We start from the raw sequence: 23,787 nt of genomic DNA, 5'->3' as shown, positions 1-23,787 counted from the left end.
CCACTTCCGATTTTGCATCCCTGTTCTCCCCTAACGTCTGAGCGCGTTACGTCGCTCTTCTCCCGCTCTTCCGACGGCGGGAGTTACGCCTCAGCCCTTGATGTTTGCTAGCTGGCGACGATCAGACAGTGCAGCGCAAACGATTGCAGGTCAACCCAACTCTCAAGAACGGTGGCATTTTTACCAAGCGATAACGCTTCTGGCGGGACGCAGCGGGACTATACCGCGAGTCTTGCGGCGCGCGCGCGGCTCAGGGAAGCGTTCTCAGCCGCCGATGGACAATCGATTGCAGTGTTTGCGCGGGGCACGAAGACCGCCTGCTTCAAGGATCCGGCCGCCGCCGGTTCAACTGCCCATCGTCGGGGCAGATCGGGACTCTAGGCCGTCGAAGCGCGAACAGTGAGAGTCGGTGCGAGAAGAACCGAAGCGGCCGCCTCGTCTCGCATCAAGGCAAGGAGCGCCTCGACCAGCGCCTGAGCGCCCCGCCCAAGATCCTGCCGGACCGATGTGAGGGGCGGCAAGGTGTGGCGCGCGATCTCCAGGTCGTCAAACCCAACGACCTTGACGTCGTCGGGCACCGAGCGGCCATGCTCGGCCAAGGCCTGGATCGTCATCATGGCGATGGTGTCGGAAGCGGCGAAAATACCGTCCACCCGATCGGCGACGCCCAGATAGTCGGAGATGGTCGCTAGAGCCATGTCCGGCACGAAGTGAACCGGCAGGAGCGCGCCGACCACCTTGTCACCGGAGGCCTTCAGCGCGTCGCGAAAGCCGCGCAGGCGCTCCTCGACCTCTGGGACCGTGGGGTCGCCGAAAAAGGCCAGCTTGCGACAGCCCTGGGCCAGCAGATGCTCCGTCGCCATCCGACCGCCCAGACGGTTGTCGCTGCCGACCGTGCAGTAGGCGTGCCCATCGATCTGGGCGCCCCAGACGACCATGGGCTTGTAGGCCCTGGCGATCTGATCGAGGACCAGCGCCTGGTCGGATTGGCCGATGACGATGATGCCGTCCACGCGCCCCGACCGGGCGATGCGATCCAGCCAATCGACATCACTGGGCACGACGCGGCTTAGCAGCACGTCGTAGCCATGGTCGGCCAGCTGATCGGCCACATGGCTGATCAAGGTCATGAAGAAGGGGTCGGACAGGTGCTGGGTTCGCTCGTGCCCGATGGGGACCACGACGCTGATGGCCCCCGTCCGTCCGATCCTGAGATTACGCGCCGTGGTGCTGGGCTTGAATTGCAGGTCCGCGGCAAGCTTTTGAATACGCTCCCGCGTCGCCGCCGACAGCTTCCCGGCGCCCGTCAGGGCCCGAGAAACCGTCGCCGTCGAAACGCCGGCGATCTTCGCCAACTCCTGGATGTTCTGGGGTCGCGCGCCCGCCTGGTTGGACTCGGATCGAATCTTAGGGGGCAAGGCAACCTCAAGGAGAAGCTTAGACCGTTCAGCGGACGCCAATGACGCTTCTTCGTCAAGGTCGCCACGCAAACGCAGCCGCGAAGAAGTTAGTTCGATTCCGAGGCTTGCTCCAAGTCCAGCAGGCCTTCGATGATCGCGGTCTCGGCGCAACCCGGCTTGAGCCTGGAGGACACGACCTCGAAGGTGTTCTGGCTGAAGGCCTCATCGTGCGGGATATAGCCGGAGGGCGCCATTCCGTTGGTCAGGGTCGCCATCATCGCGCGGCTGGATCCGCTCCTGGCCTTGAAGCGCTCGGCGATGGGATTGAACACCTCGGCGTTGACGCCGCCGATCTCAATGCCGCCGATCTTCAGCAGGCTGAGACGGATCGGCACGTCGGGGCCGTCGGTATAGGTTCCGGGGTAGCCGGCGCGCCCCTTGTCCGTGCGCACGCGGCCCGGGCAGGTCACCGTCTTGGAGGCGCCGAAGATGCGAGGATTGACCTCGGGCCGGTCCAGGACGTCCCGTCCCACCCGGAGGACTTCCTCGCCGAGCATCTGCCCCATCGAATCGACCATCTGGCGTTGCTGGGCCATCAGCCGGGCGACTTGGGGATTCTTCCTGTCGAGGCCTTGGCCGCCGGGCGGCATGGCGTTGCTGATGTCCTCCCCACGCTTGGAGTAGTCGGCGATCCGGATGTTTCGCAGATCATAGGCCTGCTGGAAGAAGATCGGGTTCTGGTCGCCGGCTGCGCCTTCGCTCCAGATCGCGACCGCGCCGCTTCCCAGGGAGTCCTCGATGTAGCGCGACGCGGCGCCGGGAATGTCGCCGCTGACCATGTCCAGCTGCCCGTTCACGACCGCATGGACGGCGTAGTTGTAATAGACCGCGATCGGCTGGCCCGACGCCGAGGTGATGCTCACCACCCCGACGGTCTTGTCGGAAGGCCCCTCATAGTTCGGCCCCTCCCACCAGCGACGGGTCTTGGGGTCGATGATGTTGCGGTTGATGTTGATGTAGGAAACGCCCTGGCCGTAGGCGATCGTGGCCGGCTGCATCTTGGCGGCGGCTTGGCGCAGGGCCTCCACGATCTTCTCGTCGAGCTGGGGAACGCCGCGCGGCACGCTGTGGGAGTGGGTGGCGGTCAGCATCAGGTTCGCCGACGGGATGCCGAGGCTTTGCGCGCCTTGGACGACGGCGGCCCAGACGGAGTCGGGCATTCCACCGATGTCCACGCTCACCAGGGCCGCCTTCTGGCCGTCGTGCTCGAGCACGGTGGCGCGGACATAGATCGGGTCGTTGACCCCGTCATAGCCCTTGGGAAGTTGCGCCTTGGTCGGGGTGATATCGATCTTGGCCGCCCCCGCGTTCAGCGGCGCGGCCGCCGGGGCGCAGAGCGCGGACGTCGCGTGCAGAGCCACGATCGACGTCGTCAAAGCCAGAACTGTGTACTTCACGTCTCTCTCCCGATGTTATTGTTTGTAATTGAAAAATCGAGCATCGACCGCAAGGCGGTCCTCTCCGGCTAGGGTGTTCGCTCGGCGGCTCTGATCGCCAGGGCGATCGCGCCGAGCGGCCCCGCATCCGCGCCGAGCTCCGGCGTGGTGATGATCCGATCCACGCTCGAGGGTGTCACGAAGGGCAAATAGGATTCCAGACGCTCGAGAACCTGGGCCCGGACCCGCGGCAGCAGCTGACGCCGGGCGATCGCGATGCCGCCGCCGATCAGGACCCGATCGGCCGCCGTCGTCAGGAGCAGCGCGCCGACGAGTTCGGCCAAGGTGTGGGCGACATGATCCCACCGAGGGTCTTCATCCCCAACCTCGGCGGGGTCGCCTCCGAACAGCCCCGCCAGCGCCGGGCCCGAAATGAGCCCTTCCACGCAATCGCCGTGGAAGGGGCAGGCGCCGGCGAAGGTGTCGCCAGGCGCGCGCCTCAGCTTGAGATGCCCGACCTCCGGGTGCATGGCGCCGTGGACCGGGCGGCCGTCGACGACGAGGCCCCCGCCCACGCCGGTGCCGAGCGTCAGGTACCAGAGCGATCGACATCCCCTGCCCGCCCCCCAGTCGTATTCGGCGAGGGCCGCGCCGTTGACGTCGGTGTCGATCGCCCAGGGACCGGGGAAGGCGCGCGTAAGGACAGAGGCGACCGGCGCATGGCTCCAGCCCGGCTTGGGGGTCGCCAGCATGCGGCCATGATCGTCCGCGGCGATGTCGAGCTGGATCGGACCAAACGACGCGATCCCAAGTCCAGCGATGGGATGCTCCCGCTCCCAGCGTTCCAGCGTCTCGGCCAGGGCGCCCAGGGTGGCGTCCGGCGTCGTGGTCGCGACCACGTGGCGGTCCAGGATCTCGCGGCCGGCCGAGAGCACCGCGATCGACTTCGTGCCACCGAGCTCGACGCCGGCGAACAGGGATTGCACCACCATCTAGGCCTCCAGATCGGCCAGATCATCCGCCAGGCGCAGGCGGAGCGTCGGGGCGAACGTGGCGCCGAACCGTCGGGCGCCGAGATCGTCCAGTCCACGACCCCAATCGTCTATGAAGCTGATCACCGAGAGGTCGGGGAGCACCAGCCAGCTATAGGCCTGGCGCGGCGCGGAGGGGGGATTGGCGAAGACCAGGCCCGAGCCGTTCAGCGGGCGCCAACCGCCGTCCAGGCTGCTGGAGACCATGCCGTACAGACCCGTGGGCGCATGCCTAAGGTCCGGCGCGAAGACGTGGGTCTGGGTCGACCAGAACATGTAGTACAGGCCGCCAGCCATGATGACATGCGGTCGCTCGAGTTCGTTGTTGACGTCGGTGGCGTCGATCAGCGGCGGCGTCAGCCGCCAGTCGCTACCGTCCCCCGTTCGAGACACGGCGGCGCCGATCACGCCGTTGAAAGCCGATCCCGTCCCCGCCGCGGAACCGGCGAAGAACAAGTAATGACCGCCGCCTCGGGGATCGTGAAAATAGGCCGGGTCGCGGAAGGCCTTGATCGTCCCGATGACGCCCACACCGCCGTCGCTGGCCATGTAGTGTTCCGGGTCGCGCGCGGCGATTTCGAGCAGGTCTCGCCAGTCGGAAAAGGTCAGATGCGCGCCTGCCCTTTCGACGGTCGCGCGAGCGCTGAACAGCCTCTGCTCAAAGGTCAGCACCTCCTCGCCCCGCCGGCCGGTGGCGGTGAAATAAAGGGTCAGCGTGCGCTGGTCGTCGTCGAGCACCGCCGATCCAGACCACTCCCGGCTGCCGGGCGAAAAGCCTTCGGGCATGAGGAGGCCCCGGTGGGACCAGCCTTGGCCGTCGTGATGGAGCAGGTGAATGCGCGCGTGTCCGTGCCGGATGTCGGGATCTTCGAACCGAGGCGCGCCCAGGGCCATCCACAGCGTCGCGCCTTCGCCGAACTCGACCGGCGCGCCTGTCCTGTCCTGAACGGGCCAGGCATCCCAGATATCCAGGTCCGGTGCGATGCGTTCAATGTCAGCCTCGACGATCAGCGGCGCCGCGCACATGCGGCCGCTGTCGATCCCCGCCACATGATCGGGCTTCCAACGGTCCGGGGAAGCGCGTTCACCGGCGACCGCCGAGGGAAAAGAACTGGACATGCACTCTCCTGGTGCGGCTGGAAGCAAGCCCGCCAACTGCGCGGGTGTAAAAGAAACAAACCGATGTAGCAAACGATTGCCGTGTGATTTTGAGATCTATTTTGGAAGCCGCGCCGCGATCTCTTGGCCGCGAGTTCCCGCCGGATTTGGCCTGAGCATCAAGGCGGACAAAAAGACCCCCGCGAAGATTGCAGGACGACCTTCGCGGGGGCAGTCGCCTCGCAGGTAAGGCGATCTTTCGAGAACGGCGCGCGGCATCGGCCGCGACACGCGCCCATTGCTCCAACCCGGCCTCATCATCGACGCCCGTCGCGGGATCGGAACGACGAGCCAGGATGGAAAACGCTTTTCAAAAACAACTCGTGACAGGTCGCCTTTGGCTGGCGTCGCTTGCATCAKACTTTTCATGCAATCGTTTGCTGGTCAATATGGATTGATGGCGACCTCAGCTTTGATTGCCCGATATCGATACGGACTTTGAGGCTCACGCATGAAGCAGCAACCGATTGCTGCAAACGCCAAGCCCAGCGTATGGTCGATCGCCGGCCCGCGCTTCAAGACGGGCGATCAAATGCGGAAGGAAACGATGAGGCACCCCATGACACGTCGAGGATTCGCGGGCGCGACCCTCGCCATGACAGCCCTGGCGGCGGGCGGCTCCGTGCGAGCCCAGTCGCCGGCCGAGGACCTGAGCGTCGTGGACCCCCAGCTGCGAGGACCGTTGGCGCATCCGGAGCGGATGAAGATCCCATCGATGACCGAGCAGGATCTCATCGCCTTTCGACAAAAGGCTCCGCCGCCAGGAGCGCCCTTCCTGGCCGCGCCCCCGGTCGTCACACGCCAGATCCGCGGACCATTGGGCCCCGACACCCTGAGGGTGTTCGTGATCAACGCCGGGGGCGAGGCCGTACGTCCGGCCATCCTGCACATCCATGGCGGCGGATACATTCTCGGCTCCCCCACCACCGACATCCCCAACCTGCAACGGATCGCCGCGGCGCAGGATTGCGTCATCGTCAGCGTCGACTACCGCCTCTCGCCGGAGGTGCGGTTTCCGGGGGCTCTGGAGGACAATTACGCCGCGCTTGCCTGGCTCCACGACAACGCCCAGGCCCTGGGCGTTGATGGCCGCCGGGTGATCGTCATGGGCGAGAGCGCCGGCGGCGGACACGCGGCCGCCCTGGCGATCGCCGCGCGCGACCGCGGCCGGTTCAAGCTGGCGGGACAAGTGCTGGTCTACCCCATGCTCGACGATCGGACCGGCAGCACCCGCCAACCACCGCCCGATCAAGGTCGATATGTCTGGACGCCCGAGCAGAACCGGCTGGGATGGAGCGCGTTGCTGGGCGTCGCGGCCGGCTCGGCCAATCCCCCGCAAGGTTCCGTTCCAGCGCGCGTCGAGGATCTGCGCGGCCTGCCGCCGACCTTCATCGGCGTGGGCGGGCTGGACCTGTTCCTGCGGGAGGACATCGACTATGCCCGCCGCCTGATGGACAGCGGCGTATCGACCGAATTGCTGGTCGTGCCCGGCGCCTATCACGCCTTCCCGTTCATCGTACCGGGCGCGGATGTCTCGCGCCGGTTCTTCGCCGCGATCGATACGGCGATCGCCCGTCTGCTCGCATCGCCGACGCCCTGAGGCGCCGACGATGCGGATCGAAGCGCTCACCGCTCGGTGAGCGCTTCGGCCGGCAGATAATCTTCGCTGTCGCGCTCGGCCAACCGCGCCCGCGTCGGGTCCAGGGCGACGTTCAGCACCGCCAGCACAGCCAGGGCGGCGGCGAAGGCGGTGGCCAGGTAGAGGCTGAACTTGGCGTCGCCCATGAGGTCGCTCAGCGCGCCCATCGCCAAGGGGGCGAGAACCGCGCTGGCGCAGGTGAAGAACAGCAGCAAACCGGCGATCGCGCCGTGCTGCGACTTGGGGAAGCAGCTGATGCCCTTGGAATTGATCGTCGGATAGAGGACGGACATGAACAGCCCCGACAGCGGCAGGGCGATCGCGCCGACACCACGGTCGCCGATCGCGCTGACCAGGAAGCAGATGAGCACCCCGCCCGCGCTCAGCGCCACCACGACCGACCAGTCAAAGCGCGACAGGAGCCACGCGCCCAGGAAACGGCCGGCCGCGCGCAGCACGAAGAAGATTGAGACCACATAGAGCGCGAACCAGGCCAGGTTGCCCTCATACCCGCTCAGATAGGTCGGGGCCCAGACATAGACCGCCGCCTCGGCCGCCACGTAGAGCATCAGCGCGAGGCCAAACGCCAAGGCGAAGGGATCGCGCAGCAAACCCAGCGTCTGCCGCAGGCGAGGCTCCTGGTCGACCTTGCGGGCGGGCGGCTGGGGATATTTCGCCGCCGAGGCGGCGATGACCAAGACCCCGCACAGCACCGCGGCGATGACGTAGAGCCATTTCCATTCGGCGCACGAAGCGAGAAGCCAGGCGACGATCGCCGGTCCGATGATCGCGCCGATGCCGAAGAAGCCCTCGACCGTGTTCATCGTCGCCGCGTGTTCGCGGGTCGAGCTTGAGATGTCGCCGATCAGCGCCAGAGCGCCGGCCTTGAACACCCCGATGCCGACGCCCGAGACGAACAGCAGCCCCACGAAGAACAGGAAATCGTGCCCCACCGCGAACAGCGCCGAGGACGCGCCGAACAGGATCAGCCCGACGATGATCGTCCACTTGCGGCCAAGCTGGTCGGCCAGAAAGCCCAGCATCAGCGCCGCGATCGAGATCCCCGACATCGTGGCGTACTGGAAAGCGCCCCCAACGGTCATGCCGAGCGAGAACTGCTCGATCACCCGGGGAATGATCACGCCGACCGAGTCCGTCGTCATCGCGAACATCGCGAACATCAGGTAGGTCAGGAGCTTCAGAAGCCGGGTGTTCTGACGGGTCGAGCCGGTCATGACCACGCCCCCGCCGACAGCGTTTCCAGGCGACCGGTGACCGCCTCCCGTGCTGATCTAGGCTCACGCGCAACTGTCTTCACGTTACTCTCCCTGGCGGCGCTACGCGCGGCCCAGCCAATTTCGATCCGCTTGCTCGCTCGTCAGTGGGCGAAATGGCCAAGGTCGATCGACGACCCCATGGCCAGGTTTCCCGCGTCGTTGGGATGGATGTGGTCGCCTGGATCGAAGTCCGCGCGCAGGCGTGGAGGCTGAGACTGATCGCGAACCGCCGCCTCGAAGTCGGTGACCGCGTCGAAGCGCCCGCTGGTTCTGATCCAGTGATTGACGGCCTGGCGCATCGCTTCGCTTTGCGGCGTCTGCAGCCACAGCCCCTCGGTGGGGGTGATGGTCAGGCCCATGACCTTGATGCCGTGCAGGTGGGCCTTCTCGATGAACTGATTGTAGCCGTCGATGATCTGCTCGGCCGTCGTGTGCTCGGCGGGCGGCGATCCCGGGATCACCGTCATGTTGATGTCGTTGACGCCCTCGAGGAGCGCGATCCATCGCACGCCGGGCCGGCTGAGGACGTCACGGTCAAATCGCGCCAGGGCGCTGGAGCCGGCGCCGTCACGCCGGACGCGATTGCCGGAAATGCCGACATTGATCACGCCCCAGCCTTGGGTGCGGGGGTCGGCGCGAAGCCGTCGGGCCAGGATCTCGGGCCAGGTCGCGTGCGCGCCGGGCGTGGTGGCGAAGCCGTCGGTGATCGAGTCGCCGAACGCGACGATGACACCCTTGGGAGCCTCGGCGAGGACTTCAACGCCGGCCAGCCAGAAATAAGAGCGCACCGTGTTGGGGGCGGACAAGGTGGTCGCGGCGGTGGCGTCGCCGTCGACGATGTAGGTGGGGTTCAGGCCGACCGGGTGAATCGTATGGCCCTCGGTCCCGGCGGGCACGTACAGCGACACCGCCAGTTCCTGCTCGGCGGCCACGGCCAGGGCGACCGGGTCGCTGACGATCATCGCGCCGGGGGGAATGGTCACCGTGGTCTTGCCGCCGAAGGTCACCGCCCGATCCGAACTCGGGACGACGCCGGCCCCCTGGTCCCGGATGGCGACGTGGGCCGCGCCGATGATCAAAGGCGGGCGCCCTTGCGCGTTCGAAAGCTGTATGCGGACCGCTTTGCCCCCGAGGCTGGTCTGCATGATCATGCGGACAGTCTTGTCGGCCAGGCTGTCAGGATAGGGCACGATCGGGCGCGGCATCGACGACATCGACCTGATGACGGCGGCCGGCGGCGGCGGCATCTTCAGGGCGGGCGGCGGGGAAAGCTCCAGGGCCGTTCCCCACGAGCTGACCCAGCGCTCGTCGGCCCGCGGCGCGGCGGCTTTCTGGCCGCCGTTGACGGGTTCAGCGGCGAGGCTGGCGGTCGTGCTCAGAAGGCCGCCGACGACGGCGAGGGCGATGAGTGGCTTCCACATGTGTTGCACCTGGCTGTCGACTAGCGGGAGAGGGTCTTGTCGAAGAAATCAGTGATGACGTCGTAGGCCTCTCGAGATTCCGGCAGGTCGGAATTGTAGAGGAAGGCGTGGAACAGGCCGTCCCACACGTGCAGCCGCGCCTCCACCTTGGCCTTCACCAACTGATTGTGGGAATAGGTCGCCGCGCTCATCTCCATCGACCGGGTGCCGGTAATGAACAGGGTCGGCGGAAAGCTCGCCAGCAACTTGGGCGAGACCTCGGGATAGGCGCGCGGATCGTCGTCGGCGACCTCGCCCAGATAGGCGAAGCTCATGCCGCGCGGCCGACCGTTGGCGGCTGGCGGCGGAGCGGGATAGCCGTTGAGCGGGCCGGACACATAGGCTGAATCGCCGCTCACCAGCTTGCCCAGCGACGCGCAGAGCACCCCGATCGCTCCGGGGCGCGGCAGGCCGTGGGTCTGGAACCATCCGATCGATTGCCCGGTCAGCATGCCGCCCGCCGAGCAGCCGTAGAGGCCGATCTGCGACGGCTTGTAGGTTTTCAACATCTCCGCATAGACGGCCGCGATGTCTTCGGAGGCGGCCGGAAACTTGGCCTCCGGGCTCATGCGGTAGTCGATGCTGACGACCTTGACGCCCATGGTCGCGGCGATGGGGATGGATTCCACCAGCGCGGCGGTATGGGCCCCGGACAGGAAGCCGCCGCCATGGATGTTGAGCAGCACCCGATGGGCGTTGCGCGGCGCCACGCCCTGGGCGGGCGTGACGACGTCGGTGAGCACGCCGCCGATGCGCCGCGCCGCGACCTTGACCGGGTAGCGCGCCCGGATCGGCTTGAGGAACGTCTCCATGATCTCGTCTTGGCGGCGACGATATCCTTCAATGTCGGCTGTCGCGCTGGGTCCGCCGGCGAAGGGCCGATCAACCAGGATGTGGCGGACATAGGCCTGGGCCTCGGGACTGGTCCGGTCGGAAACCGGCACCGTCAGCCCGTTGATGGTCACCGCCCCCTGAGGCGTGACCTCCGTCGCGTTCGCGCCGGCGCCGGCCGCGGACAAGCTCAGCGCGAGCATGGCGGCGACCGCAAGGGCCCGGCGCCCATCGACCGTTTGGGAGGCTTTCGTCGTGCGTGGATGCGAGGCCGTGGCGGCCAAGCTCGCGTCTCGCGGCGCCAGGATGCGGATTCCGCCGGAAACGGTTGCCTTCAGCAATCGATTTTCGATCCTTGCCTCCCCTGGTCCCGTTCCTCGCGCTCCCTCTCTGTGGGAGGGCTTCCGAGCTCACTCAATAAACGCATTCGGAAGCATTACGCAATCGTTTGCTTTGGGTCGCGTATGAGACCCCTCCTGGGAGGATGCGTAAGGCGCCACCCGACATCGAGGCCCGCACGGCGCTTGGCGCCTGACTGCATGGATTGGTGACGCCACGGCTGTATCGACGTTTGTCGATGACGATGGCTAGGCTGTCGTAGGTCGCCGGTGCGTGTCGGCATCGATTCACGGATAACCGCCACGAAGACGGAGACGGGCGAGCGCCAGATCAACGGCTGCGGGCTTTCCGAAACGACTAAAATGATCGTTTCAGTTGTTCCGCGATAAAGGCGTCCACGGCGTCGGTATAGGCGCCCGGCAGGCCCAGGGCGCGGTTGATATCAGCGTGGGTCAGGGCTTGGGGCAGAACGGGCATGTCGCGTCCGCCCGCCCGGGCCTTGGCCTGGAATCGCCGCGCGTCGTCGCACGGATCGTCGGGCCGCTGGGTTGAGCAGACCAGCATCATCGGCGCCGCCTTTGGCGTCCACTGGTCCATCGGCGAGGCCTTGGCCCAGTAGGCGGGATCGGACCCGAACGCCCGGTCGTAGAAGCCGGGATGACGGCCGGCCATGGTCGCCGAGATCTGCATCGCGGCCGAATCCAGCACCACCGTCCCGGCCCACGGCCTGCCGACCATGTCGGGCCGCGACGAGACCAGCGCCACCAGGTGCGCGCCGGCCGAATGACCCATCAGAATGATCTTCCTCGGATCGCCGCCCCAGTCCTCGGCATGGCCCTGCGCCCAGCGCACCGCCTGGGCGACGTCCTGCGCCTGGGCGTAGGCCATGGCGTCGGGCAGCATGCGGTAGTTCACGCTGACCACGATCCAGCCCCTGGTCAGCCAGTGCTTGAGCTTGTTTTCGACCGAGCCCGTATTGGCCTTGTCGCCGATCGTCCAGGCCCCGCCGTGCACCATGATCAGGATCGGTGCGTTCCGGGCGCCCGGCGGGATATAGACGTCCAGCCGCTGGGCCATGTCGGTTCCGTAGGCGTGGGTCTGCTTACGAGCGCCGGATAGGATGCCTTGCAGATCGATCGCGCGCTCTTCCTCGGCCTTTTTCTCCTGCAGGCGCTGGCGCAACTGCCCCCCAAGGCCCGGCCCCAGCTGGGCGGCCTCGACGGCGCTGGTCCCGGTCAGAGCCGCGACCGCCAGGGCGATCAGCAGGGTCTTTCGGCGTGAGGTCACTTCAGGCTCTCAAGCTGGTCGCGGACGGCGGCGACCTCGTCGCGCGACAGGCGGCCATCCTGATCGCGGTCGGCGCGATCGAACAGGGGGGCCGGCCCATCGACGAACTCGGCCCGGGTCACCCGCCCGTCGCCGTCGCGGTCGGCGTGGGTGATCACGGTCTTCAGGGCCTGGGCCTTGGGACGGTTCGACTTGGCCAGGCGGGGAAACTCCGACAGCGTCACCAGGCCGTCGCCGTTGCGGTCAAGGCGCTGGAACTGCGATGCGCGCGAGGCTCTGAATTCGTCGCGGGTGACATAGCCGTCGTGGTTGGCGTCGGCCTTGTCGAGCGCGGCGCCAGGCTTGCGCGAGGCGGCGTCGGCGCTGGAGGCGCCCATGGCGGCCAGGCAGACGATGGACAGGGTCAGGATCTTCATTTCGGTCTCCGGAGAAAACACCCGCCGCGCCGTTCGGGGGAGTTTGGCGCGGCGGGCCTGGACGGGTTCGATCAGGGGCGGGTCACCGTCCCGCTGACGGAACGCGTCGAGCCGTCGTAGCCGGTCCGCGAATGGTCGTAGCTGACCGTGCCGTCGCCGTTGTTGACGACGTTGGTCGAACGGTTGGCGGAAGCGCCATTATTGAACGTGCGGGAGGCCCCACCGTGGTAGGCGCCGTCGCCCCAGCTGGCGTTGCGGTTGCTGGCCACGCCGCGGCCGGAATTGGTCTGGGTCCCGCGCGAGACCGAAACCGCGCCGGGCTGGCGGCTGACATTTCGATTGTGGACATAGCCGTGGCCGCGCGCGCCTTGGACGCTGACGAAACGGCCGTGCTGACCGGCCTGGGCCGGGACGGCGATCATGGCGGCCAGAACCGCCAGGGACGAGAGGCCGGTGGCCAGAATGGAAGTCTTACGCATAGTCGCTCCATGGGGATGGGGTCGGTGTCCCTCGACGCCGCCATCTGACCATCGCCGGGCAATCCCCTGTTTGCGCGCGTCCGACAAACTGTGTCGAAGTGTAAACGGGCCTGGCGACGGCTTCCGCTGGGCCGAGGCTTGAGGCATCTCCTTGGTCATGGCCGACAACACGCTGATAGCGGTCGTGGAAGACGACGCCGAAATCCGGGACCTGACCCTGGGGCTGCTGCGCCGCGAGGGCTACGAGGCCGTGGGCTGCGCCGACGCCGAGGCCTTCGACCGCCTGGCCGCCCGCCGCCGGGTGGACCTGGTGCTGCTGGACATCATGATGCCGGGCGAGGACGGCCTGTCGGTCTGCCGTCGCCTGCGGGCGGCCGGCGACACGGCGATCCTGATGGTCACCGCCAAGGGCGACGACATCGACCGCGTGATCGGCCTGGAGATCGGCGCCGACGACTATCTGGCCAAGCCCTACAACCCGCGCGAACTGCTCGCCCGGGTGAAGGCGATCCTGCGCCGCACCCGCGAGGTCCATCGCGTGGCCAGCGCCCCGCCGGGCGAAGTGCTGGGCTTCGCCGGTTGGCGGCTCGACACGGCCAGCCGCGACCTGACCGATCCCGACGGCCGGCCCGTGGCCCTGACCGGCGGCGAGCACGACCTGCTGATGGCTTTCCTGCGCCATCCCCAGCGGGTGCTCAGCCGCGACCAGCTCCTGGACTGGACCCGGGGTCGCAGCGCCGAGCCGTTCGACCGCGCCGTGGACGTGCTGCTGAGCCGCCTGCGCCGCAAGCTGGGCGGCGCGGCCCTGATCAAGACTGTACGCGGCGGCGGCTACCTGTTCAGCGCGCCGGCGGAACGGCTCTAGCCATGATGCTGTCCGACAACCTCTCGACCCGCATGACGGCCATCCTCCTGGCCGGCCTGGCGGTCATGCTGGTGATCGGCGCGGCGCTCCTCGTGTGGCCGCAGGGCCGGGGCGAAGGCGGCGTGCGCTTCTACCAGCTGCCGCGGCCGTCCGAGGCCGTGGCGCTCGTCGAGGCGGTCGAGGCCGTCTCGCCGGCCGCTCGCGCCAAGGTCGTCAAGGCCCTGGACACCGGCGTCATCCGCACGACCCTGGAAGCCGACTTTCCGCCCTTGCCGCTGCGCGCCCGGATCGCCGACGCCGGCGACGCCGGCTACCAGGCCTATCGCCAGGCGCTGGGCGGGCGCGATCTGCGGATCGACATCCGGCGGGGCGGCCAGTTGCGCGGGGGCGCCCTGCCCGGCCGCCACGCCCTGCGGCTGTCGGTGCGCCTGGCCGACGGCCAGGTCCTGGTGCTGCGCCGCCGCGCGCCGGAGACGGCGCGCCAGTTCTTCAGCCGCGTGTCCCTGGCGGCCGCCGCCCTGTTGGTCGTGACCCTGCTGATGCTGGTCCTGGCCGTCCGGCAGACCACCCGGCCCGTCAGCCAGCTGGCCCACGAGGTCGCGCGGTTTGGCGCCGACCTGGACGCCAAGGCCCTGCCGCTGCGGGGCCCGCGCGAGCTGCGCGAGCTGTCGGCGGCGTTCAACACGATGCAGGGGCGTATCCGGGGCCTGATGGACGAGCGCACGCGAATGCTGGCGGCCATCGCCCACGACCTACGCACCTACCTGACCCGCCTGACCCTGCGCGCCGAGTTCATCGCCGACGACGTCCAGCGCGCCAAGGCCGGAAGCGACCTGGCCGAGATGTCCCAGCTGCTGGACGACACCCTGCTGTTCGCCCGCCAGGACGCCGGCCGCGGCGACGGCGCGCGGTCGGTCGACCTTCGTCGCGAGCTGGAGACCCTGGTCGCCCTGCGCCTCGAGATGGGGCAGACCGTGCTGCTGGCGCCCGAGGCGGCCGGCACGGCCTGGACCTCGCCCCTGGCCCTGCGCCGCATGGTCGACAACCTGATCGACAACGCCGCCCGCTACGGCGGCGCGGTGACGGTCGACGTCCGCCTCCTGGATCGCCGCGTCGAGATCATGGTGCTGGACGATGGGCCGGGCCTGCCCACCGAGGTGCTGGAGACCATCACCGCCCCGTTCGAGCGCGGCGAGGCCTCCCGCAACCGCCGCACCGGCGGTGCCGGCCTGGGCCTCTCGATCGTCCAGGCCCTGGCCAAGGGCCAGGGCGGTCGCCTGACCCTGACCAACCGCCCCGAAGGCGGGCTGGCGGCGACGGTCGAGCTGCCAGCGCCTCCGTCTGATTGAAAGCGACCATGACGCGCCAATACCGGACGTTGGCTTGCCTCCAGAAATACGACGTTCCGTGGCGACGCGTCGCGCACCCGGACGGCGCTATAGCTGTTGGGCCGACCCGTTAGAGGTCGGTCTGCTCGGACATTTCCAGCGCGTCATCGACCTCGATGCCAAGGCACCGTCCCCACTTTGTGACATTGAAGCTCTAGCCGACATACTTGCCTCAGCCAGCGGGTCCACCGTCACCGCGAGGAGAAGGCACTAGGGATACTTCCCAAGCCATCGTCTCCAGGGGGTGGCGTGTCTCTCAGGAGCGCGACACCCCACATCCGGCGTTGCTCAGACGACGAACGGCCTTTCTGGACACTCAGAAACCAGCCAATGAAAGCGTCGATCTGCTTCCCTAGGCGGTCGTCGAGTTGAGTGAATTCGACTCGCTGTGTGGTCTCCTGGAACGCGTCTCCCCAGCCCCTTATCTTCCGATCGACAAGCTCCATGGTCTGAATGAAGCGGTGCTGCGCTCGCCTGGGCTCCGCAGAAGCCAGAATAGACTTCTTGGCGTCCCGGATCGTTAGCGCGACGTCATTGGAGAGTTCGTCCTTGGCCTTGCGGGACGGCGCGATCGTTCGACCTTGAACCCTAAAAGACAGAAATTCGAAGCCTTGAGCGACAGTGCCTTTTGCGGCCTTGTCGCTCTGGCCTGGTTGATGAGCTTCCAGGCCTAGCCCTGCGAGTATCGTTTCAGCTCGCGTCCATGCACTCGCAACGGTCGCTTCAGACGGGCCCAGAATGACGAAGTCGTCGAGGTACCGAATGGTGGTGACTGTCCCCGAGTTAAGCTGCTCGTCGAAGTCGCTGAGGACGATGTTCGCGCTTATCGCAGAAAGAGCGGAGCCTTGCGGGACACCGACTTCTGTAGTGGGAAACAGGCTCCACCACTGCCGGACATCCTCATCCTCACGATTCGAGAGCTCTACCTCAAGAGCATTTTTGAATAACGCGACGAAGGACCTGTCACTGACCTCAGCGTCGAGAAACGCGTGGAGGGGCTGCTTGGGCAAGTTGGCGAAGAAGTTCTTTAGGTCAGAACGGACGTAGTGGGTCGCTCCCTCGTCGATCGCTTCCTTGATAAGCCGAACAGCGTACGACACGCCGCGCTCTGGTAGCCCCCCGACAGACGTTCGCGTTGCCAGTCGTTTCGGCAATTCCCCAAGGAGGCGGCATATCCGCCGCGAACTGCTTTGGCACACGTCCAGAATTGCTCGCTGAACTATGCGGTTGCGCAAAGGCGAGACAACGATCGGACGCGGTGTCTTCCCGGCTCGCCGCTTCAGGACGCCTTTCTGAGCGTCGAACCGAAACCCTTCCGGGCCAATCTCTTTCTGAAGGCGACCAATATAGAGCAGCGTATCCGCCTCGATGGCGGCCCGCTCTCGCTTGGTGTCAGGATCGCGGGATTGCAGCGCGCGAGGACGCACGTGGTCCCACGCGCGCTTCAGCGAGCTACGCTTGCGGACCTCGCAGAATAGCTCGATCGGGTCGTTTGGTCGGGTGAGACTCATCGGTGCCGCGCAGCCTCAACCTTGCAAGATCAGCGTTCGTCGGAGCGCGTACCAGAACCAGGGCCTGGCATCGCGACGATCCCCGCCACGTGGGCGCAACCCGCGTGACAGCCGCCCTGCGCTTCCTCCGCTCCTTTCGGTCCGGGGTCACGCAAGGCAGTCAGAAGCGTGACCGACGCCGCGAAAGCGGCAACGATCATCAACCCCGGTGCGGGGCGTTTTTGCAGCGCATGGTCGGCACTCCCTCAGCATCCACCGTAAAGGTTTTTCGCCCAGGTCAAGCGCAACTCTCGCCGCCCCCTCGCCCCTCACCGACAGAAAAGACCGATTAGCCGTTCGATGTGCGTCAAACTGCAACGCGGCAACGGCATCGAGCCTCATGGCGTAAGGCAAGCGTTCGTCGGAGCGCGTACCAGAACCAGGGCCTGGCATCGCGACGATCCCCGCCACGTGGGCGCAACCCGCGTGACAGCCGCCCTGCGCTTCCTCCGCTCCTTTCGGTCCGGGGTCACGCGGCGCGGTAGAACTCGCATACCGTGCGGCTTCCATCGGAGTCGCGCAAGCAAAAAGAACACCGAGTGAACGTAAGGGGTCTAAATGGGGTGCGCCCTTACTGGAGCTTCACCACCCAGTTCCTGGTTCAGTCAGGCTTGAATGGCAAACGACTGCCCTTCCGTGAACCGTCGCCGCTGTTGCTTGATGCCACGCTGCTCCACGCGAAGGTCGCATTAGGACGGCGGGCGCCACGAGCGGACTCTCAAGCCACGCCAGAAACACGACCTTCAGACGACCGTTCGCCGCGACTATAGCTCGCAGCGACCGCTCACGAGCGAACCGCTGTTTTGACCTCCCGAGTCGCTAGATCGCGGGATCGATCGCGCCAGCTTCCTCGGCCCGTTGCAGCGCCACCGCCTCGACAATGTGGGCGCGGTAGAGCACGCCCAGCAGGTCGGTCTGGGTGATGATGCCCAGCAGAACGCGGTGCTCGTCGACCACCATGGCCTCGTGCGCGACCCCGCTGGACAGGATCGGCAGCAGGGCCTCGATCGCCGTGCCGGGGCGGACCTTGTGCACGAACGGATCCAGCACCGCCTCGACGGGACCGTCCCGTCCGGTCTGGAGCTCGGCGCGGCGCACCATGCCGACCACCTTGCGTTCGCTGTCGATCACCGGCGCCGAGCGCAGGTCGTGGGCCCGCATATAGGCCAGGGCGCTCTCGGCGGTCTGGTGCAGGTCGACGCTCAGCACGTCGCGGGACATGATGTCGCTGCACAGGATGTGGGCATGGATGCGACGGTGGGCCTGGAGCTCGACTTCGCGGAACAGCGCGTCCAGGTCCTCGCGGTCGACGTCTAGCAGGTCGCCGTAATGGGCCAGGGCGTTGTCGATGTCCTCGGCGGTGAACCCGACCCGCTGCAGGGGCGGGGCGTCCTGGGTGGCGTGCACATTGGCCGGCGGCGGCACGCGGTGCGGGTAGGACCGTCCCACCGCCCGCGCATAGGCCATGGCGGACAGCACGAGCAAGGCCGAGCACAGGCCGACCGGCACGAAGACATAGGCGTAGGAGGCCGCGCCGACCGGGCCGGCCACCAGGGCCGCGCCCAGCGCGACGGCGCCGCCGGGCGGGTGCAGGCAACCCAACAGGCCCATGGCGATGATCGCGCAGGCCACGGCCGTCGCCGCCGCCAGGGCGGGATGGGGATGGAAGGCCAGGGCGCAGGTCACCCCCGCCAGGGCAGAGACCATGTTGCCGCCGATGATGGCGCGCGGCTGGGCCAGCGGGCTGGCCGGCACGGCGAAGGCCAGCACCGCCGAGGCGCCGATCGGCGGCACCAGCAGGGGCAAGGCCGAGGCGTGGCCGCTGGCGACCATGTGGGCCAGCAGGCCGGTGGCGGGGATGCCGAGCAAGGCGCCGAGTCCCGATCGCAGGATATCGACCGGCCGGATCGGATTGCGGCCGCGCAAGGCCAGGGTGAGGGTCTGTCGCATGAACTTTCGGGGGGCTGGGCAGGTCAGGCCTGGTCGCGGCCGAGGCGTGCGAGGGCGGCGGTCAGGGCGGGCTCCAGGGACTTCAGCTCCTTGAGGTGAGCCGTGCTCAGTTCGGCCAGCAGCCCCTCGGCCTTGTCGGTCAACGCCAGGTGCACCTTGCGACGGTCCCGCAGTGAGGGAACCTTGCTGATCAGACCGGCCTCGACCATCCGCGCGGTCAGCTCGGTCGCGGTGTGGGGCGCGATCATCAGGCGTTCCGACAAGGTCCCCACCGTGGGCGCGTCTTCGCCGTCGAACCCGGCGATGGCCAGCAGGGCCTGGTGCTGCTGGGCGGGCAGACCCGCGCCATGCGCGGCGGTCTCGCTGAACGCCATGAACCGGCGCAGCTCGTAGCGGAAGGCCGCCAGCGCCACGTACTGGCCAAGCGTCAGGAAGTCTTCGTCACGATTCTTGTCGTTCAACCGTTCGCCCCTCTTGGAAAATATCGTAATACGACATATTGGCGCTTCCACAAGAGCCGCGCCGAGAGGGAAGCATGACCGTCGCCAACGCTGAGTCCAGGTCCATGACCGTCGCCCCCCGCCGAGCGCTCGGCGATTTCACCGCCGATCGCCGCCTGCTGATGCTGGCGGCGATGGCGCTGGTGGTCGGCAGCGGCGGGGCGGGCGCGGCCTGGCTGCTGATCCGCCTGATCACCCTGGCGACCAATCTCGTCTGGTTCGGACGGTTCGACGTCGTTTCCCGCACGCTCGAGCATCTGACGCCGTCGCCCTGGATGGTGGGCGCGCCGGTGCTGGGCGGCCTGGTCATCGGCTTGATGGCGCGGTTCGGATCCGAAAAGATCCGCGGCCACGGCATCCCGGAGGCCATCGAGGCGATCCTGATCGGCGGCAGCCGGATGTCGCCCAAGGTTGCGGTGCTCAAGCCGATCTCGTCGGCGATCTCGATCGGCACGGGCGGGCCGTTCGGGGCCGAGGGGCCGATCATCATGACCGGCGGGGCGATCGGTTCGCTGTTCGCCCAGTTCTTCCACCTCAGCGCCGCCGAGCGGAAGACCTTGCTGGTTGCTGGCGCGGCGGCGGGCATGACCGCGATCTTCGGCACGCCGGTGGCCGCCGTTCTGCTGGCGGTCGAGCTGCTGCTGTTCGAATGGCGGCCGCGCAGCTTCATCCCGGTGGCGGTCGCGGCGGTCACCGCCACCAGTTGGCGGCCGCTGCTGTTCGGAAGCGGCCCGCTGTTTCCGTTCTCCGCCGATCCGCTCCTGCCCTGGTGGGGCCTGGCCCTGTGCGCGGGGCTGGGCGTGCTGGCCGGCTTGCAGTCGGGCCTGCTGACCAAGCTGCTGTACGGACTGGAGGACGCCTTCGAGCGCCTGCCGATCCACTGGATGTGGTGGCCGGCGCTGGGCGGCCTGGGCGTGGGCCTGGGCGGGCTGATCGAGCCCCGGGCCCTGGGCGTCGGCTACGACGTCATCGGTGATCTGCTGACAGGCCATCTGGTGGTCCAGGCGGTCGTCGTCCTGCTGGTGGTCAAGGCGCTGATCTGGCTGGTGGCCTTGTCGTCGGGCACCTCGGGCGGGGTGCTGGCGCCGCTGCTGATCCTGGGCGGGGCGATGGGTTGGCTGGTCGGCCAGGTGCTGCCGGGCGACGCCGGCTTCTGGGCCTTGCTGGGCATGGCGGCGATGCTGGGCGGAACCATGCGCTCGCCGCTGACCGCCGTGATCTTCGCGGTCGAGCTGACCGGCGACTGGCGGATGCTGGCCCCGCTGCTGGCGGCCTCGGCGGCGGCCTACGCCACCACGGTGCTGCTGCTCAAGCGCTCGATCCTGACCGAGAAGATCGCCCGCCGGGGCCGGCACATCACCCGCGAATACGGCGTGGATCCCTACGAGCTGGTTCGGGTTTCCGAAGTGATGGTCCAGGCGGTCGACACCTTGCCGGCCGACCTGTCCATCCCCGCCGCCGTCGCTGTCCTGGAGCGTGGCCGCCACCGGATCTATCCGGTCGTCGAGGCGTCTGGGCGGCTGGTCGGACTGGTGTCGCGAGCCGACGCCCTGGCTTGGCGGGTCGAGGGCGGGCTGGAGGAACAGACCCTGGCCGAGCGGGTGTCGGACGCCGCCCTGCCCGTCGCCCATCCCGACGACGTGGTCGCGCGCGTGGTCGACCTGATGCTGGCGACCGGCCACGGCCGCATTCCAGTCACCGACCCGGCCACCGGTCGCTTGGTGGGCTTGCTCGCCCGCAAGGACCTGCTGCAGATTCATGCGACGACCTCGAAGGCCGAAGGCGAACGACAGGCCTATTTCACGCCCGGACGACGGGACTAGGCGAGATGGCCGGCGAATCCGAAGAGCAGTCGCGGCGCGAACGGATGCTCGTGCTGGCGGCGCGGCAGCAGGCCTTGGCGGAGGTGCTGCTGCAGATCCTCCGGCTGATCGGATCCGAAACGGCACCTGACGACGCCGGCCCCGACCAGGCCTACCATCGCCTCAAGACCGGCTGGCGGTCGCTGCACGCCTGGCTGGAAGAGGCCGGACGCGAGAGCCGTCTGGAATTGAGACTTCTACGCGCCGAACAGACGCAGAGGTGTGAATCCGAGCGGGCGGGGCCCTGGGCCCGGCTTCGCAAACTAATCCGCAAGCATTGATCTGGATCCATGCCGCCCCAAGGTGGGGCCTTGCGGCATGACGCCGTTTGGGCGCCGGTCTCGCGGCATCGCTTGACGGGCGCCCACCAGAGGCGAGGCCGGTCTGCGCCAACAGCAGACTCTCGCACTGCTCCAGAAACACGACGTTCGTGTCAGATGGCTCGACCTCCTTCCCCGATGATTAGTGCGGGCTGCCGCCGTAGGCAAAAGCGTGCGCAGTCAGAGGTCGATCTGCTCTGACATCTCCAGCGCATCGTCCACCTCGATCCCAAGATAGCGCACGGTGCTTTCTAGTTTCCGATGGCCAAGCAGAAGTTGGCAGGCTCGTAGGTTGCCGGTTTTCTTGTAGATCAACGCCACCTTGGTTCGGCGCAAACTGTGCGTGCCATAGGCGCAGGGCTCCAGGTCGATCATCGCCACCCAGTGATTTACGAGCCGAGCATATTGGCGGGTCGTGATGTGGTCGCCCGGTCGGGAGCTACCGCGCAGCGACAGACGGAGCAGCGACTGTCTATTTTGCATCGTCGCTGCCGATCCATCAGGTAAAGGATTGCATGGCGAAGGCTCTTCCACAGGTCTCCATCGAGCCAGCATCTTAGCGCTAGGTCTGGTTTCTGGTGCGGGGATCATTTCCGCACCCGCCCCAAGTCAGACTCTCGAAGGGCCTCCCGCAACCAAGATCCAACCGGTAATTTGCGCAAATAAGATTTCGTAGGCTAAAGCGAACCTGGATTTCATATCGGGAGGGGCGAAGTACATGAAGTTATGGCTGGGCGCTGTGGCAATAGCAGTTGGCTTCACTCTTTCCAGTTCAACGCATGCAGCCGACTATTACTTTGCCTCGACAAATGAGGCCGGGTGGTTTTTCGTTGATCTTGAAAACGTCGAGACGGTCGAGGGAAGCGTGAAGTCCGCGTGGACTCTTACGATTCATAATAAGACTGAGGAGCGGGGCAGCGCATACCGGCGCAACCGAGGTTGGTTCAATTGCGAAAAGAGATGGTACATCCCGCTGGAGTTCTATGATTATCGCCTCGATGGAAAGGTGAGAGATAACGGCCGCTACAGCGTCCATCGGATAGACGTCAGGCCTGGCTCGGTACTTGAGAGCCAGTTGGACCTTGTCTGTACAACGACCCCGAACCCAGCGGCCCGACTGGGCGATGTAGTGCCGCTTAAACTGACCGAACTTTTTCGAGAGAAAGCTAAGGCGGACAAGGAAAAACAGTAATCCTGCGTCCGCCAACCACTCCTAGCTGACCTTCGTTCCGTCCGCTCACCGGCATGGCGACCAAGGTCCGGCTTCAGGCGTGGCCTTCATTTCTGCACCCGACCCAATTCGGACCCGCCAATTATCGCCTAACCCCAACTAACTTTCTGCTGGAAATACAACGCCAGAAGGTTTTCGAGTGGTCCAACACTTCGATAGCAAAGGCAGCTGAGCCTTAATCCAAAGATCGACTTGGCTTCCCCAATTGCCCTCGAAAGAAAAACCTTCGCCAGCGAGTTGGGGAAAGCGGGACTTAGTGCGAACTGACAGCGATCCCCCGTCTAAGACAGAAGGGTCGGGTTCACGAGGAGATTGGGAAAGCTCGTTCGTCGCTAGCAAAACCTTGATGAGTGCGGGGCACCGTTCACTATTTATCCAACGTGGCGCGGTGCCGCGCTCGCCTGGTTTTATCCATTCAATCGCGGTCCGCCGAGCAAACCACCGGACGTTAGAGCCGTCGGAAACCTCGAAAAGTTCGATATTTTCGCCGCCAAATCCGGGCGGCGAGATCGATTGCCGAATGTTGCCCCAGCGTTTAGCGGTCAACGCCTCTTCAGCGCGCGTCCCAATGCTGGCACCAAGCATTATCAGCGAAGCGAACGCCCAAGCTCCAGTCTTCCAGAGGAGATTGTACTGCACAAATTTCTCCAGACGTTGCCCGATCAACATCGCGATATTGATTGTGAATGTCCACCGTCCAGCACTTAGTCGCTATGGCGTGCGGCTTGCGCCTCCAATTGCTACCGATCTGACCCTGGCGTCCAACTTCCACCCGTTGCGAACATTGAACTTGCGCGCGGATGGATGCACCTTGCGACGATGCGCTGACCTCGACCAGCGTTGCCGTAGGGGGGCCAATGCGTAACCAAGCGTTCGACTACACCCTGACGCTCACGCTGGGCATTGCGCTTGTCGCCGGACCAGCGCTTGGGCAATCCGCAATTGGTCTCGAAGGCGTTGAGGCCTCACCTGCCACCAGTTTTGGGGGGCGTTGCGGGCAGGCCGTCGTTCGCGTTGTCAACGTGCCAGGCATTGTCGCTGAAACGTTTCAGATCGATGCGGACACAGAGATCGTGGTGCAGAACTGGTCTGGCAAGCGACTTCGGGTGACGCCTAGCGGGGAGAATAACGGCGTCAGTTGCGTGAGTACTCCTGCTGGAAAAAGGCTTCTAGTCCATGGCGACTGCGGAATTAGCCATTGCGATGGCGACCTCAGCTTCATCGTCATCGACCCCGATACGCTTGCGATCCTGTCCCCAGATCGCGCCAAGTTAGAGTGTTTCGCGGACTGCGCGGCCAAGATCATTGGCACCAAGGAGCCTGTTGAAATCGAAGCGCGCCTTGCGGCGGGGCCGAGATAGCGAAGCG

The 23,787-nt window shown here is 66.4% G+C and carries 21 protein-coding genes and 1 pseudogene; 7 read left to right on the top strand and 15 right to left on the bottom strand.

Features of this window, described 5'->3' with window-relative positions; all coding sequences use genetic code 11:
- Positions 1–377: 377 nt before the first annotated feature.
- The 4 genes from AC1DMQ_RS14725 to AC1DMQ_RS14710 all read right to left on the bottom strand — a co-directional run bounded on the left by AC1DMQ_RS14725 (position 378) and on the right by AC1DMQ_RS14710 (position 4,986).
- Positions 378–1,355, bottom strand: coding sequence for a LacI family DNA-binding transcriptional regulator (locus tag AC1DMQ_RS14725; RefSeq protein WP_477034305.1), 978 nt, complete (start codon positions 1,353–1,355; stop codon positions 378–380).
- A gap of 152 nt (positions 1,356–1,507) precedes the next feature.
- Complete coding sequence (locus tag AC1DMQ_RS14720; RefSeq protein WP_477034304.1) at positions 1,508–2,857, bottom strand: neutral/alkaline non-lysosomal ceramidase N-terminal domain-containing protein; 1,350 nt, start codon at positions 2,855–2,857, stop codon at positions 1,508–1,510.
- Between the two features lie 68 nt (positions 2,858–2,925).
- Positions 2,926–3,828: an ROK family protein gene (locus tag AC1DMQ_RS14715; RefSeq protein ID WP_477034303.1), complete on the bottom strand. Its 903-nt coding sequence runs from the start codon at positions 3,826–3,828 to the stop codon at positions 2,926–2,928.
- Positions 3,829–4,986 carry a glycoside hydrolase family 68 protein gene (locus tag AC1DMQ_RS14710; protein ID WP_477034302.1) on the bottom strand — a complete coding sequence of 386 codons (1,158 nt, stop codon included), beginning with the start codon at positions 4,984–4,986 and terminating at the stop codon, positions 3,829–3,831. It abuts the gene before it with no gap.
- Positions 4,987–5,584: 598 nt separating this feature from the next.
- Here AC1DMQ_RS14710 and AC1DMQ_RS14705 point away from each other — a divergent pair.
- Entirely contained in the window at positions 5,585–6,625 is a 1,041-nt protein-coding gene (locus AC1DMQ_RS14705; protein WP_477034301.1) for an alpha/beta hydrolase, read from the top strand.
- A gap of 26 nt (positions 6,626–6,651) precedes the next feature.
- Here AC1DMQ_RS14705 and AC1DMQ_RS14700 read toward each other — a convergent pair whose 3' ends face one another.
- From AC1DMQ_RS14700 to AC1DMQ_RS14675, 6 genes are all read right to left on the bottom strand, one after another.
- Positions 6,652–7,899: an MFS transporter gene (locus AC1DMQ_RS14700; RefSeq protein ID WP_477034300.1), complete on the bottom strand. Its 1,248-nt coding sequence runs from the start codon at positions 7,897–7,899 to the stop codon at positions 6,652–6,654.
- A gap of 143 nt (positions 7,900–8,042) precedes the next feature.
- Positions 8,043–9,362, bottom strand: a complete 1,320-nt coding sequence (locus tag AC1DMQ_RS14695) for an SGNH/GDSL hydrolase family protein (RefSeq protein ID WP_477034299.1) — start codon at positions 9,360–9,362, stop codon at positions 8,043–8,045.
- A gap of 20 nt (positions 9,363–9,382) precedes the next feature.
- Positions 9,383–10,435, bottom strand: coding sequence for an alpha/beta hydrolase (locus AC1DMQ_RS14690; RefSeq protein WP_477034298.1), 1,053 nt, complete (start codon positions 10,433–10,435; stop codon positions 9,383–9,385).
- 493 nt (positions 10,436–10,928) lie between these two features.
- Complete coding sequence (locus AC1DMQ_RS14685; protein WP_477034297.1) at positions 10,929–11,858, bottom strand: alpha/beta hydrolase; 930 nt, start codon at positions 11,856–11,858, stop codon at positions 10,929–10,931.
- Positions 11,855–12,274, bottom strand: coding sequence for an EF-hand domain-containing protein (locus AC1DMQ_RS14680; RefSeq protein WP_477034296.1), 420 nt, complete (start codon positions 12,272–12,274; stop codon positions 11,855–11,857). The genes AC1DMQ_RS14685 and AC1DMQ_RS14680 overlap by 4 nt, the downstream gene beginning before the upstream one ends.
- A 71-nt stretch (positions 12,275–12,345) precedes the next feature.
- Entirely contained in the window at positions 12,346–12,753 is a 408-nt protein-coding gene (locus tag AC1DMQ_RS14675; protein WP_477034295.1) for a hypothetical protein, read from the bottom strand.
- A gap of 157 nt (positions 12,754–12,910) precedes the next feature.
- Between AC1DMQ_RS14675 and AC1DMQ_RS14670 the strand changes: the two genes are divergently transcribed.
- On the top strand, positions 12,911–13,618 hold the full coding sequence (locus tag AC1DMQ_RS14670) for a response regulator (RefSeq protein ID WP_477034294.1): 708 nt from the start codon (positions 12,911–12,913) through the stop codon (positions 13,616–13,618).
- A gap of 2 nt (positions 13,619–13,620) precedes the next feature.
- Positions 13,621–14,967 (top strand): ATP-binding protein, encoded by a 1,347-nt coding sequence (locus AC1DMQ_RS14665; protein WP_477034293.1) that lies wholly within the window; start codon positions 13,621–13,623, stop codon positions 14,965–14,967.
- A gap of 230 nt (positions 14,968–15,197) precedes the next feature.
- Here AC1DMQ_RS14665 and AC1DMQ_RS14660 read toward each other — a convergent pair whose 3' ends face one another.
- The 3 genes from AC1DMQ_RS14660 to AC1DMQ_RS14650 all read right to left on the bottom strand — a co-directional run bounded on the left by AC1DMQ_RS14660 (position 15,198) and on the right by AC1DMQ_RS14650 (position 18,967).
- Positions 15,198–16,517 (bottom strand): reverse transcriptase domain-containing protein, encoded by a 1,320-nt coding sequence (locus tag AC1DMQ_RS14660; protein ID WP_477034292.1) that lies wholly within the window; start codon positions 16,515–16,517, stop codon positions 15,198–15,200.
- Positions 16,518–17,375: 858 nt separating this feature from the next.
- On the bottom strand, positions 17,376–18,506 hold the full coding sequence (locus AC1DMQ_RS14655) for an HPP family protein (RefSeq protein ID WP_477034291.1): 1,131 nt from the start codon (positions 18,504–18,506) through the stop codon (positions 17,376–17,378).
- A gap of 23 nt (positions 18,507–18,529) precedes the next feature.
- Positions 18,530–18,967, bottom strand: coding sequence for a MarR family winged helix-turn-helix transcriptional regulator (locus tag AC1DMQ_RS14650; RefSeq protein WP_477034290.1), 438 nt, complete (start codon positions 18,965–18,967; stop codon positions 18,530–18,532).
- Between the two features lie 104 nt (positions 18,968–19,071).
- Here AC1DMQ_RS14650 and AC1DMQ_RS14645 point away from each other — a divergent pair, with 104 nt between their 5' ends.
- Together AC1DMQ_RS14645 and AC1DMQ_RS14640 are read left to right on the top strand one after the other, a co-directional pair.
- The gene (locus tag AC1DMQ_RS14645; protein WP_477034289.1) at positions 19,072–20,829 is read left to right on the top strand and encodes a chloride channel protein; all 1,758 of its coding nucleotides are present in this window, start codon (positions 19,072–19,074) and stop codon (positions 20,827–20,829) included.
- Between the two features lie 5 nt (positions 20,830–20,834).
- Positions 20,835–21,149, top strand: a complete 315-nt coding sequence (locus AC1DMQ_RS14640; protein WP_477034288.1) for a hypothetical protein — start codon at positions 20,835–20,837, stop codon at positions 21,147–21,149.
- Positions 21,150–21,368: 219 nt separating this feature from the next.
- Here AC1DMQ_RS14640 and AC1DMQ_RS14635 read toward each other — a convergent pair.
- Positions 21,369–21,626: pseudogene (locus AC1DMQ_RS14635) on the bottom strand (tyrosine-type recombinase/integrase); the annotation flags it as partial.
- A 280-nt stretch (positions 21,627–21,906) separates the two neighbouring features.
- Between AC1DMQ_RS14635 and AC1DMQ_RS14630 the strand changes: the two are divergent.
- A complete protein-coding gene (locus AC1DMQ_RS14630; RefSeq protein ID WP_477034287.1) occupies positions 21,907–22,380 on the top strand; it encodes a hypothetical protein in 474 nt (157 codons plus the stop codon).
- Between the two features lie 138 nt (positions 22,381–22,518).
- Here the strand turns inward: AC1DMQ_RS14630 and AC1DMQ_RS14625 are convergent, their stop codons facing one another.
- Positions 22,519–23,058, bottom strand: a complete 540-nt coding sequence (locus tag AC1DMQ_RS14625; protein WP_477034286.1) for a hypothetical protein — start codon at positions 23,056–23,058, stop codon at positions 22,519–22,521.
- 218 nt (positions 23,059–23,276) lie between these two features.
- Here AC1DMQ_RS14625 and AC1DMQ_RS14620 point away from each other — a divergent pair, with 218 nt between their 5' ends.
- Positions 23,277–23,780 carry a hypothetical protein gene (locus tag AC1DMQ_RS14620; RefSeq protein WP_477034285.1) on the top strand — a complete coding sequence of 168 codons (504 nt, stop codon included), beginning with the start codon at positions 23,277–23,279 and terminating at the stop codon, positions 23,778–23,780.
- The last annotated feature ends 7 nt before the right edge of the window (positions 23,781–23,787 follow it).

It is taken from the genome of Caulobacter sp. 05L422 (assembly GCF_056397765.1).
This window is presented reverse-complemented; position numbering and strand designations above follow the sequence as displayed.

Bases quoted from the DNA above. Each gene is read 5' to 3' on its own strand.
- AC1DMQ_RS14715 (WP_477034303.1), bottom strand. From the start codon at position 3,828: ATGGTGGTGCAATCCCTGTTCGCCGGCGTCGAGCTCGGTGGCACGAAG.
- AC1DMQ_RS14710 (WP_477034302.1), bottom strand. From the start codon at position 4,986: ATGTCCAGTTCTTTTCCCTCGGCGGTCGCCGGTGAACGCGCTTCCCCG.
- AC1DMQ_RS14705 (WP_477034301.1), top strand. From the start codon at position 5,585: ATGACACGTCGAGGATTCGCGGGCGCGACCCTCGCCATGACAGCCCTG.
- AC1DMQ_RS14700 (WP_477034300.1), bottom strand. From the start codon at position 7,899: ATGACCGGCTCGACCCGTCAGAACACCCGGCTTCTGAAGCTCCTGACC.
- AC1DMQ_RS14695 (WP_477034299.1), bottom strand. From the start codon at position 9,362: ATGTGGAAGCCACTCATCGCCCTCGCCGTCGTCGGCGGCCTTCTGAGC.
- AC1DMQ_RS14690 (WP_477034298.1), bottom strand. From the start codon at position 10,435: ATGCTCGCGCTGAGCTTGTCCGCGGCCGGCGCCGGCGCGAACGCGACG.
- AC1DMQ_RS14680 (WP_477034296.1), bottom strand. From the start codon at position 12,274: ATGAAGATCCTGACCCTGTCCATCGTCTGCCTGGCCGCCATGGGCGCC.
- AC1DMQ_RS14675 (WP_477034295.1), bottom strand. From the start codon at position 12,753: ATGCGTAAGACTTCCATTCTGGCCACCGGCCTCTCGTCCCTGGCGGTT.
- AC1DMQ_RS14670 (WP_477034294.1), top strand. From the start codon at position 12,911: ATGGCCGACAACACGCTGATAGCGGTCGTGGAAGACGACGCCGAAATC.
- AC1DMQ_RS14665 (WP_477034293.1), top strand. From the start codon at position 13,621: ATGATGCTGTCCGACAACCTCTCGACCCGCATGACGGCCATCCTCCTG.
- AC1DMQ_RS14660 (WP_477034292.1), bottom strand. From the start codon at position 16,517: ATGAGTCTCACCCGACCAAACGACCCGATCGAGCTATTCTGCGAGGTC.
- AC1DMQ_RS14655 (WP_477034291.1), bottom strand. From the start codon at position 18,506: ATGCGACAGACCCTCACCCTGGCCTTGCGCGGCCGCAATCCGATCCGG.
- AC1DMQ_RS14645 (WP_477034289.1), top strand. From the start codon at position 19,072: ATGACCGTCGCCCCCCGCCGAGCGCTCGGCGATTTCACCGCCGATCGC.
- AC1DMQ_RS14640 (WP_477034288.1), top strand. From the start codon at position 20,835: ATGGCCGGCGAATCCGAAGAGCAGTCGCGGCGCGAACGGATGCTCGTG.
- AC1DMQ_RS14630 (WP_477034287.1), top strand. From the start codon at position 21,907: ATGAAGTTATGGCTGGGCGCTGTGGCAATAGCAGTTGGCTTCACTCTT.
- AC1DMQ_RS14620 (WP_477034285.1), top strand. From the start codon at position 23,277: ATGCGTAACCAAGCGTTCGACTACACCCTGACGCTCACGCTGGGCATT.